This window comes from Streptomyces sp. NPDC056452, assembly GCF_042796085.1.
In the GTDB taxonomy this organism is placed as follows: domain Bacteria; phylum Actinomycetota; class Actinomycetes; order Streptomycetales; family Streptomycetaceae; genus Streptomyces.
The window spans coordinates 43955-61611 of the sequence record NZ_JBHTRI010000043.1 but is presented as its reverse complement, the minus strand read 5'-3'; the positions used below and the strand labels follow the sequence as shown (position 1 = coordinate 61611).

13 protein-coding genes and 1 riboswitch are annotated in these 17657 nt (G+C 70.5%); of the genes, 4 read left to right on the top strand and 9 right to left on the bottom strand.

What is annotated here, in order from left to right:
* The 4 genes from ACFQ6X_RS31830 to ccrA all read right to left on the bottom strand — a co-directional run.
* Window positions 1-5735 (bottom strand): SDR family NAD(P)-dependent oxidoreductase (locus ACFQ6X_RS31830; protein WP_383186618.1); only part of this gene is annotated, 5735 nt, incomplete at its 3' end.
* A 114-nt stretch (window positions 5736-5849) separates the two neighbouring features.
* Entirely contained in the window at window positions 5850-6734 is an 885-nt protein-coding gene (locus tag ACFQ6X_RS31825; protein WP_383186616.1) for a 3-hydroxybutyryl-CoA dehydrogenase, read from the bottom strand.
* A complete protein-coding gene (locus tag ACFQ6X_RS31820; RefSeq protein ID WP_383186614.1) occupies window positions 6731-7729 on the bottom strand; it encodes a 3-oxoacyl-ACP synthase III family protein in 999 nt (332 codons plus the stop codon). Before ACFQ6X_RS31820 ends, ACFQ6X_RS31825 begins: the two co-directional genes overlap by 4 nt.
* A gap of 1 nt (window position 7730) precedes the next feature.
* Window positions 7731-9110, bottom strand: a complete 1380-nt coding sequence (ccrA, locus tag ACFQ6X_RS31815; protein WP_383186612.1) for a crotonyl-CoA carboxylase/reductase — start codon at window positions 9108-9110, stop codon at window positions 7731-7733.
* Window positions 9111-9486: 376 nt separating this feature from the next.
* Between ccrA and ACFQ6X_RS31810 the strand changes: the two genes are divergently transcribed.
* The gene (locus ACFQ6X_RS31810) at window positions 9487-9939 is read left to right on the top strand and encodes a flavodoxin family protein (RefSeq protein ID WP_383186610.1); all 453 of its coding nucleotides are present in this window, start codon (window positions 9487-9489) and stop codon (window positions 9937-9939) included.
* An 83-nt stretch (window positions 9940-10022) separates the two neighbouring features.
* On the opposite strand, the gene ACFQ6X_RS31805 is transcribed toward ACFQ6X_RS31810, so the two are convergent.
* Window positions 10023-10259: a hypothetical protein gene (locus ACFQ6X_RS31805; RefSeq protein WP_383186608.1), complete on the bottom strand. Its 237-nt coding sequence runs from the start codon at window positions 10257-10259 to the stop codon at window positions 10023-10025.
* Window positions 10260-10614: 355 nt separating this feature from the next.
* Window positions 10615-10799, top strand: a riboswitch (cyclic di-AMP (ydaO/yuaA leader).
* Between the two features lie 4 nt (window positions 10800-10803).
* Between ACFQ6X_RS31805 and ACFQ6X_RS31800 the strand changes: the two genes are divergently transcribed.
* Window positions 10804-11661 carry a transglycosylase SLT domain-containing protein gene (locus tag ACFQ6X_RS31800; protein ID WP_383186606.1) on the top strand — a complete coding sequence of 286 codons (858 nt, stop codon included), beginning with the start codon at window positions 10804-10806 and terminating at the stop codon, window positions 11659-11661.
* 97 nt (window positions 11662-11758) lie between these two features.
* Here the strand turns inward: ACFQ6X_RS31800 and ACFQ6X_RS31795 are convergent, their stop codons facing one another.
* The 3 genes from ACFQ6X_RS31795 to ACFQ6X_RS31785 form a co-directional block, all read right to left on the bottom strand.
* Window positions 11759-12394 (bottom strand): response regulator transcription factor, encoded by a 636-nt coding sequence (locus ACFQ6X_RS31795; protein WP_351182215.1) that lies wholly within the window; start codon window positions 12392-12394, stop codon window positions 11759-11761.
* Window positions 12394-13584, bottom strand: coding sequence for a sensor histidine kinase (locus ACFQ6X_RS31790; RefSeq protein WP_383186605.1), 1191 nt, complete (start codon window positions 13582-13584; stop codon window positions 12394-12396). The genes ACFQ6X_RS31795 and ACFQ6X_RS31790 overlap by 1 nt, the downstream gene beginning before the upstream one ends.
* Window positions 13585-13667: 83 nt before the next feature.
* A complete protein-coding gene (locus tag ACFQ6X_RS31785) occupies window positions 13668-14330 on the bottom strand; it encodes a DedA family protein (protein WP_383186603.1) in 663 nt (220 codons plus the stop codon).
* Window positions 14331-14644: 314 nt separating this feature from the next.
* Here ACFQ6X_RS31785 and ACFQ6X_RS31780 point away from each other — a divergent pair, with 314 nt between their 5' ends.
* Window positions 14645-15244, top strand: a complete 600-nt coding sequence (locus ACFQ6X_RS31780; RefSeq protein WP_383186601.1) for a hypothetical protein — start codon at window positions 14645-14647, stop codon at window positions 15242-15244.
* Window positions 15245-15321: 77 nt separating this feature from the next.
* On the opposite strand, the gene ACFQ6X_RS31775 is transcribed toward ACFQ6X_RS31780, so the two are convergent.
* Complete coding sequence (locus ACFQ6X_RS31775; RefSeq protein ID WP_383186599.1) at window positions 15322-16215, bottom strand: SIS domain-containing protein; 894 nt, start codon at window positions 16213-16215, stop codon at window positions 15322-15324.
* Between the two features lie 429 nt (window positions 16216-16644).
* Between ACFQ6X_RS31775 and ACFQ6X_RS31770 the strand changes: the two genes are divergently transcribed.
* Window positions 16645-17640, top strand: coding sequence for an MBL fold metallo-hydrolase (locus ACFQ6X_RS31770; protein ID WP_383186598.1), 996 nt, complete (start codon window positions 16645-16647; stop codon window positions 17638-17640).
* Window positions 17641-17657: the final 17 nt, after the last annotated feature.

Below are 17657 nucleotides of genomic sequence, written 5' to 3'. Positions count from 1 at the left end.
GTGGGGTCGATGCCGGCGTCCTCGAAGGCCTCCCAGGAGGCTTCGAGCAGCAGCCGCTGCTGCGGATCCATCGCGAGTGCCTCACGGGGCGAGATACCGAAGAACTCGGCATCGAACTCGTCCGCCGTGTCGAGGAAGCCTCCGTGGCGTGTGTACGACGTGCCGGATCCCTCAGGGTCGGGGTCGTACAGCGACTCCAGATCCCAGCCGCGGTTCTCCGGGAACCCCGAGATCGCGTCACCGCCGGAGGCGACCAACTCCCACAACTCGTCAGGTGAGTTGATGCCCCCGGGCAGCCGGGTGCTCATGCCTACGATCACGATCGGGTCGTCGTCGGTCGCTGCCCTCGCGGTGAGGGCCCTGCTTGCCGTCTGCGGCGTGTCCAGCAGTTCTGAGCTCAGCAGGCGGGCGACCGCGTCGCCGGTCGGGTGGTCGAAGACGAGGGTGGCCGGCAGGCGCACTCCCGCGGCCGCGCCCAGTCGGTTGCGGAGCTCGACGCCGGTGAGGGAGTCGAAACCCAGCTCCTTGAAGGTCCGCGCGGTGTCGACGGAGGCGGCCGATGTGTGTTCGAGCACGGCAGCGATCTGCTCACGCACCAAGTCGATTACTGCGGCGCCGCGTTCGGCCTCCGGCAGGGACGCCAGTCGGCCCGCGAGTCCGGTCCGTCCCAGTTCCTGTGCTTCGGCCGGCCGACGCTCTGCTGCCCGGCGCGGGGCCCGTGCCCGTACGAGCCCGCCCAGTACGGGAGGCAGCTCGCCGGTACCTGCCTGATCAGCCAGTACGGACCGGTCGAACCGGGCCGGCACGAGGAAGGGTTCGTCCAGGGCACGTGCCCTGCCGAGCAGGGGCAGCCCGTCGGCGGCGGACAGCGGAATCAGGCCCGCGAGGGCCGACCGGCCGGGAGCCGCGCCCGACGGACCCCCCGCCGACTCGCCATGTCGTTCCCACGGCCCCCAGCCGAGGGATACGGCGGGCAGGCCCTGGGAGCGGCGGTGGTGGGCCAGCGTGTCGAGGAACGAGCTCGCGGCGCCACAGGTGGCCTGGCCCGTGTAGCCGACCGTGCCGAGCACCGAGGAGAAGAGCACGAACTCCGAGAGCTTCAGGTGCCGGGTCAGCTCGTGCAGGTGCAGCGCCGCGTCGATTCCGGACCGCAGCGCCCGGTCCGTCCGATCGGACGTGATGCCTTCGGGCAGACCTTCGTCGAGCACCCCGGCCGCGTGGACGACGGCGGTCAGCGGATACGCGGCAGGTATGGCGGCGATCAGTGCAGCCAGCGCGTCACGGTCGGAGAGATCACAGGTGGCGAAGGTGGCATCGACTCCCGACTCACGCAGTTCGGCGGCAAGTTCGGTCGCACCGGGCGCATCCATGCCGAGCGGGTCCGCCAGGAGCAGATGCCGCACACCCTCCTCTGCGACCAGGCGGCGGGCGACGACGCTGCCGAGCGCGCCAGTAATCAGGACGGTTCCTGTCGACTCCCACACGGGAGCGCGGTCGGACGCCGGGAGTACCTTCTCCAGCTGGGGTGCCAGCATCCGGCCGCCGCGCAGGGCGAGTTCGGGTTCCCCGGACGTGAGCGCCGCGGGCAGCGTCCGCAGCGACTCCGGGCGTTCGCCGAGGTCGAGCAGGGCGAACCTGCCGGGATGCTCGGCCTGTGCGGACCGCAGCAGGCCCCAGACCGGTGTGTGGACGAGGTCCGGTGCGGTGTCCTCGGGGCCCGTAGCAATCGCTCCGCGCGTGACGATGACCAGCCGGGACGCGGCGAACCGCTCCTCCGCGGTCCACGACGTCACCAGGTCCAGGGTCCGCTTCACCGAGGCCCGGGCGGCTTCGGCGGTCCTCGCCGACTCCGTGCCCCCGGCGGCGAGCCGTGCTGGCGGGGCGAGAGGCACCAGCACCAGCCGGGGGACGGTGCCCCCGACGGTCGCCTGCAGCAGTGCCGCCAGGTCCGGATACAGCTCGACGCCGCGGGTGTCAGTGGTCAGTGCGGCGCCCAGACCGGAGGCGTCCGTCCCGAGCACGGCGCACTGGACCGGCGTGGATTCGGCTTCCGGCGCGGGGAGTTCGCGCCACCGGAGACGGAACAGCGCATCCGGGTACGGGAGAAGTCCCTGGGCCGGATCACCGGCCGGGACGTCGTGCAGTCGTACCTCGTCCACGGTGACGACCGGGCGGCCTTCGGTGTCGGTCGCACGCAGCGCGAACGCGGTGTTCGCGCCGGGAACCATACGGATGCGGAGCTGTGATGCCCCCACGGCGTGCAGGCGCACCCCCTGCCAGTCGGCTGTTGTGATGGCCGGCTCCGGCGACCGGGCGGGAAAGGCCTCGTCGTCGGTGGGCCGGGACGCGTGCAGATTCGCACCTGCGTCCGTGGACGATGCCGCGTGCAGATCCGCACCTGCGTCCGTGGACGATGCCGCGCGCAGAACCGCGTCCAGGAGGGCAGGCGCCAGCAGCGCAGGGTGCAGCCGGTAGGCGCCTGCCGGGACGGTCTCCTCCGTCGCTGTTTCGGCATCCGCGAAGAGTTCCTTGCCGCGCCGCCACACGGCCCGGAGCCCGAGCTCGGCGTGGTGCTCGCCGAGCGCCACGGACTCCGCGCCGACGGGTGGCCAGGTGGCCTCGGTGGCGTTGCCGCCCTCGATGGGTCCGTCCTGAGTGGCCGGCGTGAGGACGGCATCGGCGTGCAGGGTCCACAGTTCGTCCTGGTCGGCGCTCGCGGGCCGGGAGTGGACCCCCAGCGTCCGCCGCCCGGTTTCGTCCGGGGTGCCCACGACGACCTGGAGATGTACGGCATCGTCCTGGGCGAGCATCAGCGGTGTGTGCGGCGTGAGCCGCTCGACGCGGTAGTCGTCACCGGTCTCGGCACCCGCCTGGAGTGCCAGCTCGAGGTACGCGGAGCCGGGCAGTACGACACCGTCCAGGAACATGCTGGCCGCGAGCCACGGGTGCTCGTCGCCGGACAGCCTCCCGGTGAGGATGAGTTCGCCCGTACCGGCGCGCCGAACGACGGCGCCGAGCAGCGGGTGCCCAGCCGGGGCCAGCCCCGCCGAACCGAAATCGCCGGTGCGCCGCGGAGCCTGCAACCAGTGGCGCTCGCGCTGGAAGGCATACGTGGGCAGCGCGACCCGGCGGCCCCCGAAGGTCTCGATGGCGCGCTCCCAGACCACCGTCTGGCCATGGACGTGCAACTCCGCCAGCGCGGAGAGCAAGGTGGGCACCTCAGCTCGCGCGCGGCGGGCGGCGGGTACGAGGACCGGGCTGTCCTGTGTCACGCAGTCCCGGCCCATGGCGGTGAGCACGGCGTCCGGGCCGACCTCCAGGAAGGTGCGCACACCCTGTTCCTCCAAGGTGCGCACACCGTCGAGGAACCGGACTGCCCCGCGGGCGTGCCGCACCCAGTAGTCGGGGGTACCGATCTCCTCGGCGGTGACCACCCTGCCGGTCAGGTCGGACACGACGGTGAGGCGGGGTGCGTGGTACGTGAGCCCCTCGGCCACCTTCCGGAAGGCGTCGAGCATGCCGTCCATGAGGGGCGAGTGGAAGGCGTGGCTGACCCGCAGCCGCTTGGTCCTGCGCCCCTGCTCCTGCCAGGCCCCGGCGATCTCCAGCACTGCGGCCTCGTCACCCGCGATCACGGTCGACAGCGGGCCGTTCGCCGCGGCTACGGCCACTTCGTGCTCGCGTCCGGCGAGGGCGGGCAGGAGTTCCTGCTCGGAAGCCTGTACGGAGACCATGGCCCCGCCCTCGGGCAGCTCCTGCATGAGCCGCCCGCGGGCGGCGACCAGCGCACAGGCGTCCGGCAGCGACAGCACACCCGCCACATGAGCGGCGGCGAGCTCCCCGACGGAGTGGCCCAGCACGACGGATGGGCTGACACCCCAGTGCTCCAGCAGCCGGTGCAGGGCCACTTCGTAGGCGAAGAGGGCGACCTGGGTGTAACCGGTCCGGTCGAGCAGCGCGGCATCCGCCGAGTCGTCGTCGGCGAACATCACGTCCCGCAGGGACCGCCCGAGTCCGGCGTCGAGGTGCGCGCACACCTCGTCCAGTGCCTGGGCGAATACGGGGAACGCCGCGTACAGGTCGCGCCCCATGCCGGGGCGCTGACTGCCCTGGCCGGTGAAGAGGAACGCGGTCGCGCCTTCCTGTGCGGCACCGCGCACGATGCTCGCCCCGGATCCACCGTCGGCCAGTGCCGCCAGAGACGTGAGGAGTGCTTCGCGGTCCTCGGCGAAGAGCGCCGCCCGGTGCTTGAAGTGCGAGCGGGTCGTCGCCAGGGAGCGGATGATCTCGTCCTGCCGGGCGGCCGGGTGGCCGGCGACATGGTCGTGCAGGCGGGCGGCCTGGGCGCGCAGGGCGTCCTCGGTCCGACCGGACAGCAGTGCCGGGGCCACCGACGTGTCCTCGTCCCCGGTGCTGTCGAGTACGCGGCCGGGCTGCCAGTCCGACAGCACGAGGTGGCAGTTGGTGCCGCCCATGCCGAACGAGCTGACGCCCGCGAGGACGGGGGAGCCGTCGTCCGCGTGCAGCGGTCGCAGAGAGCCGCTGACCTCGATCCGCAGGTCTTCCAGCGGGATGGCGGGGTTGGCGTTGTCGAAGTTGAGGCTCGGAACGAGCGTCCCCTCGCGCAGGCACAGGGCCGCCTTGATGAGCCCGGCGATGCCCGCCGCGCCCTCCAGATGGCCGATGTTGGTCTTCACCGAGCCGACGAGCAGGGGCTGGTCCGCTGCCCTGCCCTCACCGAGCACCGCACCGAGCGCCGCAGCTTCGACGGGGTCGCCGACCGGGGTTCCCGTTCCGTGCAGTTCCACGAACCGTACGGCGGCGGGGGACACCGCGGCCTCGGCGCAGGCCCGCCGCACCACGTCCTGCTGCGCCGGTCCGTGGGGCGTCGTCAGGGTGGCGCCACCACCGTCGTTGTTCACAGCGCCGCCGCGGATCAGGCAGTGCACGGTGTCGCCGTCGGCGAGTGCCCGGCTCAGGGTCTTGAGAACGACCACACCGCCGCCCTCCCCCCGCACGTAACCGTTGGCGCGGTCGTCGAAGGTGTAGGTACGGCCTTCGGGGGACAGCGCCCCGAACGTGTCCGCGACGGCGAACCCCTCGGGTACGAGGTTGAGGCTCACCCCGCCGGCGAGCGCGACGGACGTCTCGCCGGCGCGCAGGCTGTCGCAGGCCAGTTGGACGGCGACCAGCGAGGACGACTGGCCGGTGTCCACCACGAGGCTGGGTCCCCGGAGTCCGAGGACGTACGACACGCGGTTGGCGATGATGCTGCGGCTGGTGCCGGTGATCGAGTGGTGGGTGACGGCCTCGGAGCCGTACGCGTGGGCGAGCTTGGCGTAGTCGTCCCAGATCGCGCCGATGAACACGCCCGCGGCGCTGTCACGCAGGTTCGAGGGCAGGATCCCCGCGTTCTCGAGGGACTCCCAGGCCAGCTCCAGCACCAGGCGCTGCTGCGGGTCCATCGCGGCGGCCTCGCGCGGGGAGATGCCGAAGAACTCCGGGTCGAACGTGTCGATCCGGCCGAGGAACCCGGCCGGCTTCACGTCGCCGGCGGCCGGCAGTCCCGGACGCCCCTGGGGAACGGGACCCACGGCGCTCTCACCGTTCGACAGCAGGTTCCAGAACGCGTCGGGGTCGGGCGCGCCGGGGAAGCGGCAGGAAAGTCCGACGACGGCGATGGAATCGTCCGGCGCATATCCTTCCGGAACACCGGACCCGGGACGGATAGCCATGTTCTTTGCTCTCCCTATCGGCGAAGCCGCGTGCGGGCATGACGGTGCCCCGCATGCGGTGAAAGGTGATCTGAGGTACGAGTGCGGGGGAGCGGTCGTGGCGCTCCCGCAGGGCTACGTGTAGGTGTAGAAACCGCGGCCGGACTTCTTGCCCAGCAGCCCGCCCTCGACCATGCGCAGCAGCAGCGCGGGCGGCGCGTACAGGGGCTCCTTGAACTCCTCGTACATCGCTTCGGCGATCGAGACCGTGGTGTCCAGGCCGATCAGATCGGCGAGCTGGAGCGGGCCGAGGGGGTGCGAGCAGCCCAGGGTCATGCCCTGGTCGATGACTTCGGCGGTGGCCAGGCCGGAGTCGACCATGCGGATGGCGGACAGCAAGTACGGGAACAGCAGCGCGTTCACCACGAAGCCGGCCCGGTCGGGAGACCTGATCACCGACTTGCCGAGTGTGCCTCCCACGAAATCGACGGCCGTGGACCCGGTCAGAGGGCTCGTCAGGACGGAGTCGACCACCTCGACGAGCGGGAGGACCGGCACGGGGTTGAAGAAGTGGATCCCCACGACCTGGGCCGGCCGGCTGGTGGCCCGGGCGAGTCGGGCGATCGAGAGGGACGAGGTGTTGGAGGCGAAGATCGCGTCGGGCGCCTCGACGATCTTGTCGAGGGACGCGAAGACGTCGAGCTTGAGCGCCTCGTCCTCCTTCACCGCCTCGATGACCAGCTGCCGGTCGTGCAGGTCACCCAGATCGCGGGTGAAGGTGACCCGGCCGAGTGCGTCGTCGCGCAGCTCCTGCGTGATCTTCCCCTTGCTCAGGGCCCGGTCGAGCGAACGCGTCACTCGTGCCGGCCCGGCGTCCATCGAGCGTTCCGAGGAGACCGCGACCAGGACGTCCAGGCCGGCCTTCGCGCACAGTTCCGCGATGCCGGCGCCCATGATGCCGCTGCCGACGACTCCGATCCTGCTGATGTCCGTCACGGTGGCGGTGTCCCTCGTGCTCACGCGGCCACCCCCCAGCGCAGGAGCGACGCACCGATGGACATGCCACCGCCGAAGCCGGCGAGCAGGACCAGGTCGCCCGGAGCGAGGGCGCCTGACCGGTTCGCCTCGTCGAGCGCGACCGGCACGGACGCACTGCCCACGTTGCCGTACTTCTGCAGCGTGCGGTGCGTTGTCGCGTGGGTCAGCCCCGCCCGCTCGACCACCTCGCTGAGCATCACCCCGTTGGCCTGGTGCGGGACGAAGTGGTCCACCTGGTCCAGGCTGAGACCCGAACGTTCCGCGAGCGCGACGAGGGCCGGCGGTACGTGCTCGGCGACGAAGTCCCGCACCCCGCGGCCGTTCATCCTGAAGTAGTGGCCGCCCTCGGCGACGCTGCGGGCCGAGGCCGGGTTCCGGCTGCCTCCCGCCTCGACGCGGATGAGGTGGTGGGCGTCGCCGCGGCTCACGAGGTCGATGCCGACGATTCCGTACGGCTCGGAGACCGGGCCGACAACGGCAGCGCCCGCACCGTCGGCGAACAGCACGGCGGTCCTGTGGTCGCCGAAGTCCAGGATCCGGGAGTAGAGATCCGCACCGATCACCAGGACATGGCAGTCGGGACGCTGTCCGGCGAGGCTGCGGGCCAGTTCCAGCGCGTATACGAAACCGCTGCACACGACGTTGATGTCGAAGCACGCGGCGCCGTAGGCCCCGAGGGCGTCCTGCACCAGATAGGAGGTGGGCGGCTGCGGGAAGTCGCCGGTCGAGGTGGACACGATCAGGTAGTCGATGCGGTCGGCGGTCAGTCCCGCCTGCTCCAGTGCCTGCTCCGCGGCACGCACCGCCAGATCGGACGTGGCCTCATCGGGCGCCGCATAGCGGCGCGACTCTATCTGCGTCTTGCGTTCGATCCACTCGGCGGTGACACCTGCCCGCGCCGCGACTTCCTCGTTGCCCACCTCGTCCTTCGGCAGGTAGGAGCCGGTGGAAATGATTCCGATGCGTGTACCCGTCATGTCAGGCAGCCCTTTCCTGGGACTTCGCACTCTCGGAAGGAATGGCCGCGCCCATGGAACGGAGCGGATTCAACCGCTCGGCACCGATAGACGCGCGCCTCTCGGGGTCGGTGACACCCAGGCCCTCCTGCGGGGCCTGACAGAGCACGCCGACCTTTCCGATGTGCTTGTTCTGCTGGACGAGCCTGGCGGCCTCGGCAGTCTCGGCCAGCGGATATACATCCGAGAGAACGGGGTGCAGACTGCCCAGTCGGAACAGCCTGTTGCATTCCCACTGCTCCTGGAGATTCGCGGCGTGGCTTCCCACGATGCGCTTGAGGTTCATCCAGAGATAGCGGTTGTCGAACTGGTGCTGGTAACCGGTGCTCGAACCGCAGGTGACGACGACCCCGCCGCGCCGTACGACGAACACGGAAATTCCGAAAGTGGCCTGGCCGATGAAGTCGAAGACCACGTGGGGGTCTTCGCCGACCGCGGCCCTGATGGCCCGGCCGAGTCTCTTACCCATGTCCACGGTGAGTTCGGGCGTCGGTGCGTCATCGCCGCCGAGTCCTATCTCGTTGCGGTTGATCACCACGTCGCAGCCGAGCGCGCGCAGAATCTCCGCCTTGCGCTCCGAACTGACCACGCCGACCGCGATGCCACCGGCGTTCTTGACCATCTGCACGGCGTACGCGCCGAGGCCACCTGTCGCGCCCCAGATCAGTACGACATCGCCCTGCTTGATGCGGGCTCCCTTGTCGCCGACGAGCATGCGGTAGGAGGTGGCCGCCGTCAGCAGCACCGACGCCGACTCCTCCCAGGTCAGATGGGCGGGCTTGGCCAGCAGCTGGCTGGCCCGCACGACGCTGTAGTGCGCCAGCCCGCCGAAGTTGGTCTCGTAACCCCAGATCCGCTGACCGGAGCCGAGCATCCCGTCGGCGTGGGTCGCCGGCTCCTGGTCGTCCACCTGGACGCAACTGACCACGACGTGATCCCCCGGCCGCCAACGGCGCACACCGGCACCCACACGCACGACGACACCCGAGGCATCCGAACCCAGCACGTGGTAGGGCAGGTTGTGGCGCGAGGCGTACCCGCCCTCCCGGGCGAATCGGTTCAGGAAATCGAAGGTCGGCACCGGCTCGAATGTCGCGGACCACACCGTGTTGTAGTTGATGGAGCTGGCCATCACGGCCACCACCACCTCGTCCGGCGCTATTTCGGGCATCGGGACGTTGCCGACATGGAGGGATTTACGTACGTCCTTGTCGGAGACCCCGTCGAACATGCCGAGATCCTCGGCGCGGAGGTGCGCCGCCAGATACTCCCCCGGGAGCTCCGTATTCTCGATTTCCTCCGGGCCTGCCCCTCGCAAGATGGCCTCGGTCATTGCATCCATTCCAGCCTCTCCTCTTCGATATGGCCAAGTCGTTCAAGGAAGTGGTACGGAGCTCGGCGCATCCATCGACGTTGAAAAGGCTATGCAATTACTGCGGTACGCCATACCCTTAGGGGCCCCCTACAAGAACCCCAGGAGGGGGGATACCCCACCCCGACGGCAGTGAGCACACCCCTTATGGGCCCGGGGTTCCGTACCCCTGGACGCACGGCGCTCCCAAGGCCCCAGGGACCGCCCGCGCACAGCCGGTCAGCGACATGGCCGAGTCGGGCAACGCCCGCCCGCCGCGCCAACCCGCTCTTCGGGCCGGGCCGTGCAGGCTGCCGGCGCGCGCCTCGCTTGCGGTCGGCGGGTCGGGGCGGCAGGGTTCCTGGGTGTGGCCACTCTGCTGATCGTGCATCACACGCCCTCGCCCAACTGCCAGGCGCTGTTCGAAGCCGTCGTCTCCGGTGCGACGACGGAGGAGATCGAAGGAGTCAGGGTCGAACGGCGCGCGGCGCTCACCGCCACCGCTTCCGACGTGCTCGCCGCCGATGGCTATCTCCTGGGGACCCCGGCGAACCTCGGCTACATGTCCGGCGCCCTCAAGCACTTCTTCGACCAGGTCTACTACCCGTGCCTGGACTCCACGCGCGGCCGCCCCTTCGGCTACTACGTGCACGGCGGCAGCGACGTCACCGGCGCGCTGCGGGCCATGGAGTCGATCACGACCGGCCTGGGCTGGCGCCGTACGGCCGACGCCGTGACGGTGACGGGCGAGCCGGCCAAGGCCGACATCGAGGCGTGCTGGGAACTGGGAGCGACGGTCGCCGCCGGGCTGATGGGCTGAGGCGGCGCGCCCTCCAGGGCGCTGCTCGGCCCGGCTGCGAGCTCCGGATCACGCCATGCCGGGCCGGGCCTACCGTCCGCCGCTCAGTGCGGCCGCCAGGTGAGCTTGCCGCCGCCCACCCATCGCACCGTGGCGGGGTCGTCGAGGTCATGGACGGTGATTCCGGCCGCGGTGGCGATGAAGAGCACGTCCGTCATCGCCGTCGCCCTGCCGACGATCTCTCCGTTGATCTCCACGATGCGGAACGGCGGATCTCCCGGCTGAACGGCCAGGACGGTGATCGGCGGGTTCGAGGGGCGAGGGCTCGCGCTTTCGGTCATGCGTGGATCGGTTCCACACGGACGGCTGCGGTATGCCCAGGAGCGGCATCAATGAGCTGTATGCCTGATTTGGTCGTTTTTAGGGATTAATCCCGTCATTCATAAGGCCCATATCGTGCGGCCCGTGATCTTTCGCCACAGCGCAAATCGCCCTTAACGGACTCCGTGACCAGCGTCACCTGTCGCGCCGACGACGTCGTGAGCCGCCGGCCGGTTCCCTTGTGCGCCAAGAAAGTTGGCTTCGCGGTGTGGGCTCGATTACATGAATTTCCATCATTCGATCTTGCGAATGAATTGTGATCACCAATTCAGGGCTTGTTCCTTTCGCTATTTCTCGCCTACGGTCACCCTCACTCCGGATGGAACGCCGAATCCTGCCGCCGTCCGGTAACCCGACCACTCACGTACGGCAGGAGCGGGGGACCCAGGTAAGCGCCGATCCGGTTTCCGGAGCGGCTCGGGGTGAAGTCGCATTCGCGTGCGACCGGGCATCTCCAGCCCGAACCCGACAGCTCACTTCGCAGGCGACGGAGAGGAATTCACCATGCCCGCAAAGGGTAAGCACCGTCGTTCCAGGACCAGTTCGCTGACCCGCGGCATCATCGCCGTGAGCACGGGCGGAGCCGCTCTGGCCCTCCCCGTGATCGGTGCGACCGGCGCCTTCGCAGCACCGGCCCAGCCGGTCGCCATCGAAAAGGCGTCGACGTCGACTGCCGTTTCCGCAAAGGGAATTGCGGCCAAGAAGTCCGCGCCCGTCACCTATTCCGTGATCTTGGGCGACTCCCTCGCCAAGATCGCACGCGGACATTCCGTGAGCGGTGGCTGGCAGGAGCTGTACAAGGACAATCGCGCGGCTGTCGGCGACAACCCCGACCTGATTCGCCCCGGTCTGAAGCTGACCATCGGCGCCAAGGCCGAGAACAAGGCCGCGAAGGCGGGCAAGGCCGAATCCAAGGCCTCCGACGCTGCGGACCGCGCCGAGAAGAGCGCCGACCGCGCCGACCGTTCCGAGCGCACGAGCACGAAGCTCGCCGCCCAGGGCGCGCCTGCCGCCGCTCCCGCGGCCCAGCCGGCCGCGTACACGAACGACCTCGACGGCTGGATCAAGGAGTCGCTGGCGGTCATGGCCGAGCACGGCATCCCCGGCAGCTACGACGGCATCCACCGCAACATCATGCGTGAGTCCTCGGGCAACCCGCTCGCCATCAACAACTGGGACTCGAACGCCGCCGCGGGCATCCCGTCCAAGGGTCTCCTGCAGGTCATCGACCCGACCTTCGAGGCCTACCACGTGCCCGGTACGTCGACCGACAGCTACGACCCGGTCGCCAACATCACCGCCGCGTGCAACTACGCCGCAGACCGGTACGGCTCGATCGACAACGTCTTCGGAGCCTACTGACACACGGCCGTGTGACGGCTGAGCACGATCGACGGGTGGTGCGGGTTCGGACGAACCCGCACCACCCGTCCGCGTGTCCCGGCCTCCTGCGCCGGTCCTACGACTTCAGGTAGTGCAGCACCGCGAGGACCCGGCGGCTGTACTCCGTGGTGCTCGGCAGCTCCAGCTTGTCGAAGACGGAGCCGAGGTGCTTCTCGACCGAGCTCAGCGACAGGTGCAGCCGCTGCGCGATGGCGGCGTTGGTGCGGCCCTGCGCCAGTTCCTGGAGGACCGTGCGTTCCCGGGGCGTCAGCCCGGCCAGCGGATCGCTGTGGGTACTGCGGAGCACCAGCTGCCGTACGACCTCCGGGTCGAGCACCACACCTCCCGCCCGGATCCGCTCCAGCGCGTCGAGGAACTCGTCGACCTGCGCGACCCGGTCCTTCAGGAGGTACCCCACTCGCTCGGCGCCCCCCGACAGCAACCGGGCCGCATAGGCGCGCTCGACATGCTGGGACAGCACCAGCACGCCGACCGCCGGCCACCGCTCGCGGATGTCCAGGGCGGCCCGCAGCCCCTCGTCGGTATGGGTGGGAGGCATCCGGATGTCGACGACGACGAGGTCAGGTGTCCGAGCCTCGGCTTCCCGGATGAGGGATGTTCCGTCGCCCACCGCGGCGAGGACGTCGTGCCCCTCCTCCGCCAGCAGCCGGACGAGGCCCTCCCGGAGCAGCGTCGAGTCCTCGGCGAGCATTACGCGCACAGCAGCTCCGCGGTGATGGTGGTCGGTCCCTTCGGGGGGCTCTCGATGTGCAGCAGGCCGTCGAGCGCGTCGACCCGGCTCCGCAGCCCGGTCAGCCCGCTGCCGGCGGGATCCGCACCACCGGTGCCGTTGTCCCGGACCCGCACCGAGACCCGGTTCCCGTCGCCCCGGACGGTGACGGAGATATGCGTGGCACCGGAGTGCTTGGCAGCGTTGGTGACGGCCTCCGAGACCACGAAGTACGCGGCGGTCTCCACCGGCCTGGGCAGCGGCACCGCGAGATCGAACTCCATGCGCAGCGGAATCACGCACCGCTCGGCCACGCCGCCGAGCGCCTCCTCGAGACCCAGGCTGTCCAGCGCCGACGGATAGACGCGCCAGGCCACCTCCCGCAGCTCCGTGAGGACGTCCCTCGACTCCTTGTGCGCCTGCCGCAGCAGCGCTTCGGCCTGTTCCGGCGTCCGGTTGCGGCGGGCGCGGCCCAGGAGCATGGCCAGGGCGACGAGCCGCTGCTGTACGCCGTCGTGCAGATCGCGTTCGATGCGCCGGCGCTCCGTGTCGACCGCTTCGAGGACCCCGGCACGACTGGCGGCGAGTTCATCGATCCGCTGTTCCAGCAACTCCCGCGCGGAGGGGCCGAAGTGCTCACGCGCCAGCCGGGCGTCGAGGGCGTCCAGGGAGACGAGCCCCTGCAGGTCGAGGAAGAGCAGGACACCGCCGAGGGCGGCCTGGGGCAGCAACTCCTGCCAGCTCGTGGTCGACCGGACCACCCCGGCCGCCAGGAGAGCGGCCAGTACGGCCCCGAACACGAGCAGCCCGGTCACGAAGGCGAACAGGAGGCCGGTCCAGGTGCGCGCGGCCACGTAACGCAGGACGGCCCGCCCGGAAGCACGGTGTACGGGGAACACGTCACCGAAGAAGACACCGCGGCGCCACCGCTCCAGTTCCGCGAGCCTGCGGGCCCCACCGGTGAGCAGGGCCAGGGCGCGGCGGTGCGTACGGGGCCACAGGAGGAACGGTCCCAGCGCCGCGCCCGGAACCGCGAAGTACAGCAGGCCCAGGAGCGCGGTGCAGCAGCCGAGCAGAGCGCCGGCGGCCCGGTGGGGGAGCGGGAACGGCTGCGCCGCGGGGGCGATCCCGGCGCCCACGGAATCCCGGAGCGGGCGTGCCGCGTCGTCCATGACGTCCTCCTGCAGGGATACCGGGACAGGCGCGGGCCACACGATACCGGCGGAACATGATCGTCCCGCGGGCGGCCGGAGGCTCACGGGGTACGGCGGTGCTGCCCCCGGTCGCGGGAGCGCAGCCGCACCCCCACGTACCCGGCGACGGCCACGAGGACGAGCACGACGACGGCCTTGGACAGCACCCCGACGTAGGCCTCCACGGTGTCCCACCGGTCGCCGAGCCAGTAACCGGACATCACCAGAACCGAGTTCCACATCAGGCTCCCCAGGGCCGTCAGGACGACGAAGAGGGCGAACGGCATGCGCTCCACTCCGGCCGGTACGGAGATGAGGCTCCGGAACACCGGCACCATGCGGCCGAGCAGCACCGCCTTGGTGCCGTGCCGGGCGAACCACCGCTCCGTACGCTCGAGATCGGCGGGCTGGACCAGCGGCAGCCTCGCCCAGACCGCGTGGACCCGCTCGCGGCCGAAGAGCATCCCGATTCCGTACAGGACCACCGCGCCCACGACCGAACCGAGCGTCGTCCAGAACAGGGCGGACGTCAGGCTGATGACGCCCTGCCCGGCCGCGAATCCGGTCAGCGGGAGGATGACCTCGCTCGGCAGCGGCGGGAAGAGGTTCTCCAGGGCGACGGCGAGGCCTGCCCCGGGAGCACCCAGGGCGTCCACGAGATCGGCCGCCCAGCCGGCGATACCGTCCGCGGGTTCCTGCGGAAGGGCAAGCGGTGCGTGGTCCATGAGCGGTCTCCTGGTCGGCGGCACGAGACGCGCGGGGTCCGCCACGCCTCTCCAGGAACGCTAGGGAGCGCGGCGCGGCGCCGGTACGAGGTTCGCCGTCAGGGCCGTTGGGGTTCGCCGCACGGGGCACCCTGCGGGTTCCCGCAGGGTGGCGGACGAGAGCCGGGCAGCGGATCGGCCCCGGCATCGGGCAGGTCCTCGGCGTGCGCCCCGTTGCTCCGCCGACCGGGACGGGCGCCTTCCGGCAGGGCCGTCCGCGCCGTCCGGACCGCTGTGACTGGTCTCGTACAGGTTCGTCGTCCATACTGCCCGCCGTGGAGCAGCGCATAGATTCGAACACCAAGCCCGAGTTCGCCGCGGGAACAGACCCGGCGTACATCCCCGGCCTGACGGCCCCTGCCCCCGCGCGGACGGAGGGGGATGCGGAGAAGGCGCCGGAGGAGTCCGACGTGCTCGAGGAGGGCGCCGGCGAGGACGATTCGACGGCTGTCGCCGACGGGACAAAGACGCCGCAGGACGCGAAGTCGAAGCCTGACGACCCGGAAGCGGAGGAGCCCGCGGAGTCCTCGGACAAGGCGGAGTCCTCGGACAAGGCGGATTCGTCCGACGAGGCGGAGTCGTCCGACGAGGCGGACGGTCCGGTCTTCGAGGTCAGCGACCGGCGCGGATCCATCAGGGTGGCCCGCGAAGGTGTCCGGTTCCGGCTGGACGACCAGGAGGCGGAGTTCGACTGGGCGGAGATCGGCGCGGTCGAGGTCAAGACCGGCCGCTTCGGGCGCCGGTTCACCGTCACGGTCCACCTGTCCAGCCGCCGGTGGTTCAACGCCGAGGTCGAGGCCGGAGCGAGGAGCAGCCTCAAGGAGTGGACGGCGGAACTCGACGCCGCCCTGGACGCCTACTTCGAAGAGGCCTGACCGCGTCCTCCGGCCGTGCGCCGGACCCGTGCGCCGGGTGGAACACCCGCCCGACGCACGGTCCGTCGGCGTGCCCGTCAGGCCCCGGCGGCCGCGTCGAGGACCACCGACCGGGTCAGGTGGCGGGGAAGGTCGGGGTCGAGGCCGCCGGCCACCGCGCGGGCGATCGCCAGGCGCTGGACACGGACGAGCTCGGCCAGCGGGTCCAGGCCGCTCTCGATCCAGCGGGCGCCGGTGGCCAGCACCTGCTCCGCAAGGCCCTCGGGCGCGGAGCCGAACATCCAGGTCGCCGTCCCGGTGGTGGCGATGCTGATGGGACCGTGGCGGTACTCCATCGCCGGATAGGACTCGGTCCAGGACAGCGATGCTTCCTTCATCTTGAGCGCCGCCTCGTTGGCGAGACCGACCGTCCAGCCCCGGCCCAGGAAGCTGAACTGGGTGCAGTCCAGCAGTCCTTCGGGCAACGGTTCGGCCAGGGCGGTCTCCGCGTCCCGCACCGCCTCATCGGTGTGCAGCCCGAGGTGGGCACGGAACAGGGTGAGCGCGGTGGTGGCGAAGCGCGTCTGCACGACGGACTTCTCGTCGGCGAAGTCGAGCACGACCACCTCGTCCGCGGCCGTCATCACGGGGGTGTGCGGATCGGCGGTCACGGCGACGGTGGGAGTGGCGCCGCTCAGCCGGGTCAGCAGGTCGAGCACCTCGGTCGTGGTCCCCGAACGGGTCAGGGCGACGACCCGGTCGTAGCTGCGGCCCGTGGGGAACTCCGAGGCGGCGAAGGCGTCGGACTCGCCCTGGCCGGATTCCTCGCGGAGCGCGGCGTAGGCCTGCGCCATGTAGAACGACGTTCCGCAGCCGACGACGGCGATGCGCTCACCGGTGGCGGGCAGGACCGCCGCACGGTCGGCTGCGACCTCCGCGGCGCGACGCCAGCACTCCGGCTGGCCGGCTGTCTCGGTCTCGACATGGGACACGTCTGGGCTCCGCTTCCGCTTCCGCTGTTCGCTCGTGCCTGGGCCGCCCCGGACCGGTCCGGCCCAGGGTGCAAGAAATCTTCGCGTGCATGTTCAATTTTGCATATTACATGGGGCAATCGAGCAAGAACAAGCATGAGGGAGATGGATCAAGGGCCAATGGTCCAGCTGTTTTCAGCCATGCTCAGCGGGTAGTCGGCTCAATCCGGTTCCGTCGCAACAGGCTGGGTATCTGCCGCGTGCTACGAGGCTCAAGGGTGAAATTCCGGGGAAAGAGCGGAAAGTCCGCCACGTCTCAGGGGATGGGTGACCCCGGACGGTCACCGAGGCGCGACATGCTGCCGGGCCAAGGGGCGGTTTTGCGTCATTGAGCTCTCCAGTTGGCCGAGTTCGAACACGCGCCCGGATGGCTGTCGGCATAATCGCCCCATGTCGATCACGGGTGGAGACGTCGCTGACCTCGGCAGGGGCCTGTATGCCTGGCTGCCGCCGAAGCGGGGCTGGGGGCTGGCCAACTGCGGTCTTCTCGTGTCACCGCGCGGGGCGCTCTGGATCGACACCCCGTACGACCCCGTGCTGGGCGGACAGTTCCTGGCGGAGAGCGAGAAGCGGCTGCCCGACGGGGTGACCATCGACCGCGTGATCGTCACGCACGCCAACGGGGACCACTTCTGGGGCGCCGGCGTGCTCCCGGACGCCGAGATCATCGCGACGCGCGAGGCGCGGGAGCACATCCACTACGAGCCCACCCCGAAGCAGCAGCACGCACTCGTGTCCGGCAGCGATCCGGCCACGCCCCTCGGCGCGTACCTCGGCCGCCACTTCGGCGACTTCGACTGGTCGGCCACCGAACCGGTGCAGCCGACCACGTACTTCACCGGGGAGCTCGAACTGACCCTGGGGGAGTACGCGGTCCAGCTGTCAGCCCTTCCGCCCGCCCACACCACGGGCGACCTGATCGTCCATCTGCCCGCGCAACGCGCCGTGTTCAGCGGCGACATCATCTTCTCCTCCACCGCGGAGCAGCCGGGCGACCACCCGATCCACTGGGCCGGCCCCCTGAGCAATGTGATCGCGGCCTGCGAACAGGTACTGGCCACGGGCGCCGAGGTGATCGTGCCCGGCCACGGACCGGTGCTCGATCCGGCCGGCGTACGGGAGCACATCGGCTACCTCTCCTACGTACGCGAACGCGCCCACGCCCTCCACGCGTCCGGAGCGCCCGCGATCGAGGCCGCACGCCGGGTGATCGGCGAAGGCCGCTACCCCGCACTCGGTCTGGCCGAGCGGCTGGTGGTGACCATCGGAAGCGAGTACCGGCACCTGGACGGCTCCGAACTGCCCGGCGTGCTGCAGGTGATGTCCGATGTGGCGGCGCTCGCGCACGAGACCGAGCGGGGACCGTCCGGCGGCGAGCCGGAGTGACCGCGGGCCGGAGCGAC

Bases quoted from the DNA above. Each gene is read 5' to 3' on its own strand.
- ACFQ6X_RS31820 (WP_383186614.1), bottom strand. From the start codon at position 7,729: ATGACGGGTACACGCATCGGAATCATTTCCACCGGCTCCTACCTGCCG.
- ccrA (WP_383186612.1), bottom strand. From the start codon at position 9,110: ATGGATGCAATGACCGAGGCCATCTTGCGAGGGGCAGGCCCGGAGGAA.
- ACFQ6X_RS31805 (WP_383186608.1), bottom strand. From the start codon at position 10,259: ATGACCGAAAGCGCGAGCCCTCGCCCCTCGAACCCGCCGATCACCGTC.
- ACFQ6X_RS31800 (WP_383186606.1), top strand. From the start codon at position 10,804: ATGCCCGCAAAGGGTAAGCACCGTCGTTCCAGGACCAGTTCGCTGACC.
- ACFQ6X_RS31795 (WP_351182215.1), bottom strand. From the start codon at position 12,394: ATGCTCGCCGAGGACTCGACGCTGCTCCGGGAGGGCCTCGTCCGGCTG.
- ACFQ6X_RS31790 (WP_383186605.1), bottom strand. From the start codon at position 13,584: ATGGACGACGCGGCACGCCCGCTCCGGGATTCCGTGGGCGCCGGGATC.
- ACFQ6X_RS31785 (WP_383186603.1), bottom strand. From the start codon at position 14,330: ATGGACCACGCACCGCTTGCCCTTCCGCAGGAACCCGCGGACGGTATC.
- ACFQ6X_RS31770 (WP_383186598.1), top strand. From the start codon at position 16,645: ATGTCGATCACGGGTGGAGACGTCGCTGACCTCGGCAGGGGCCTGTAT.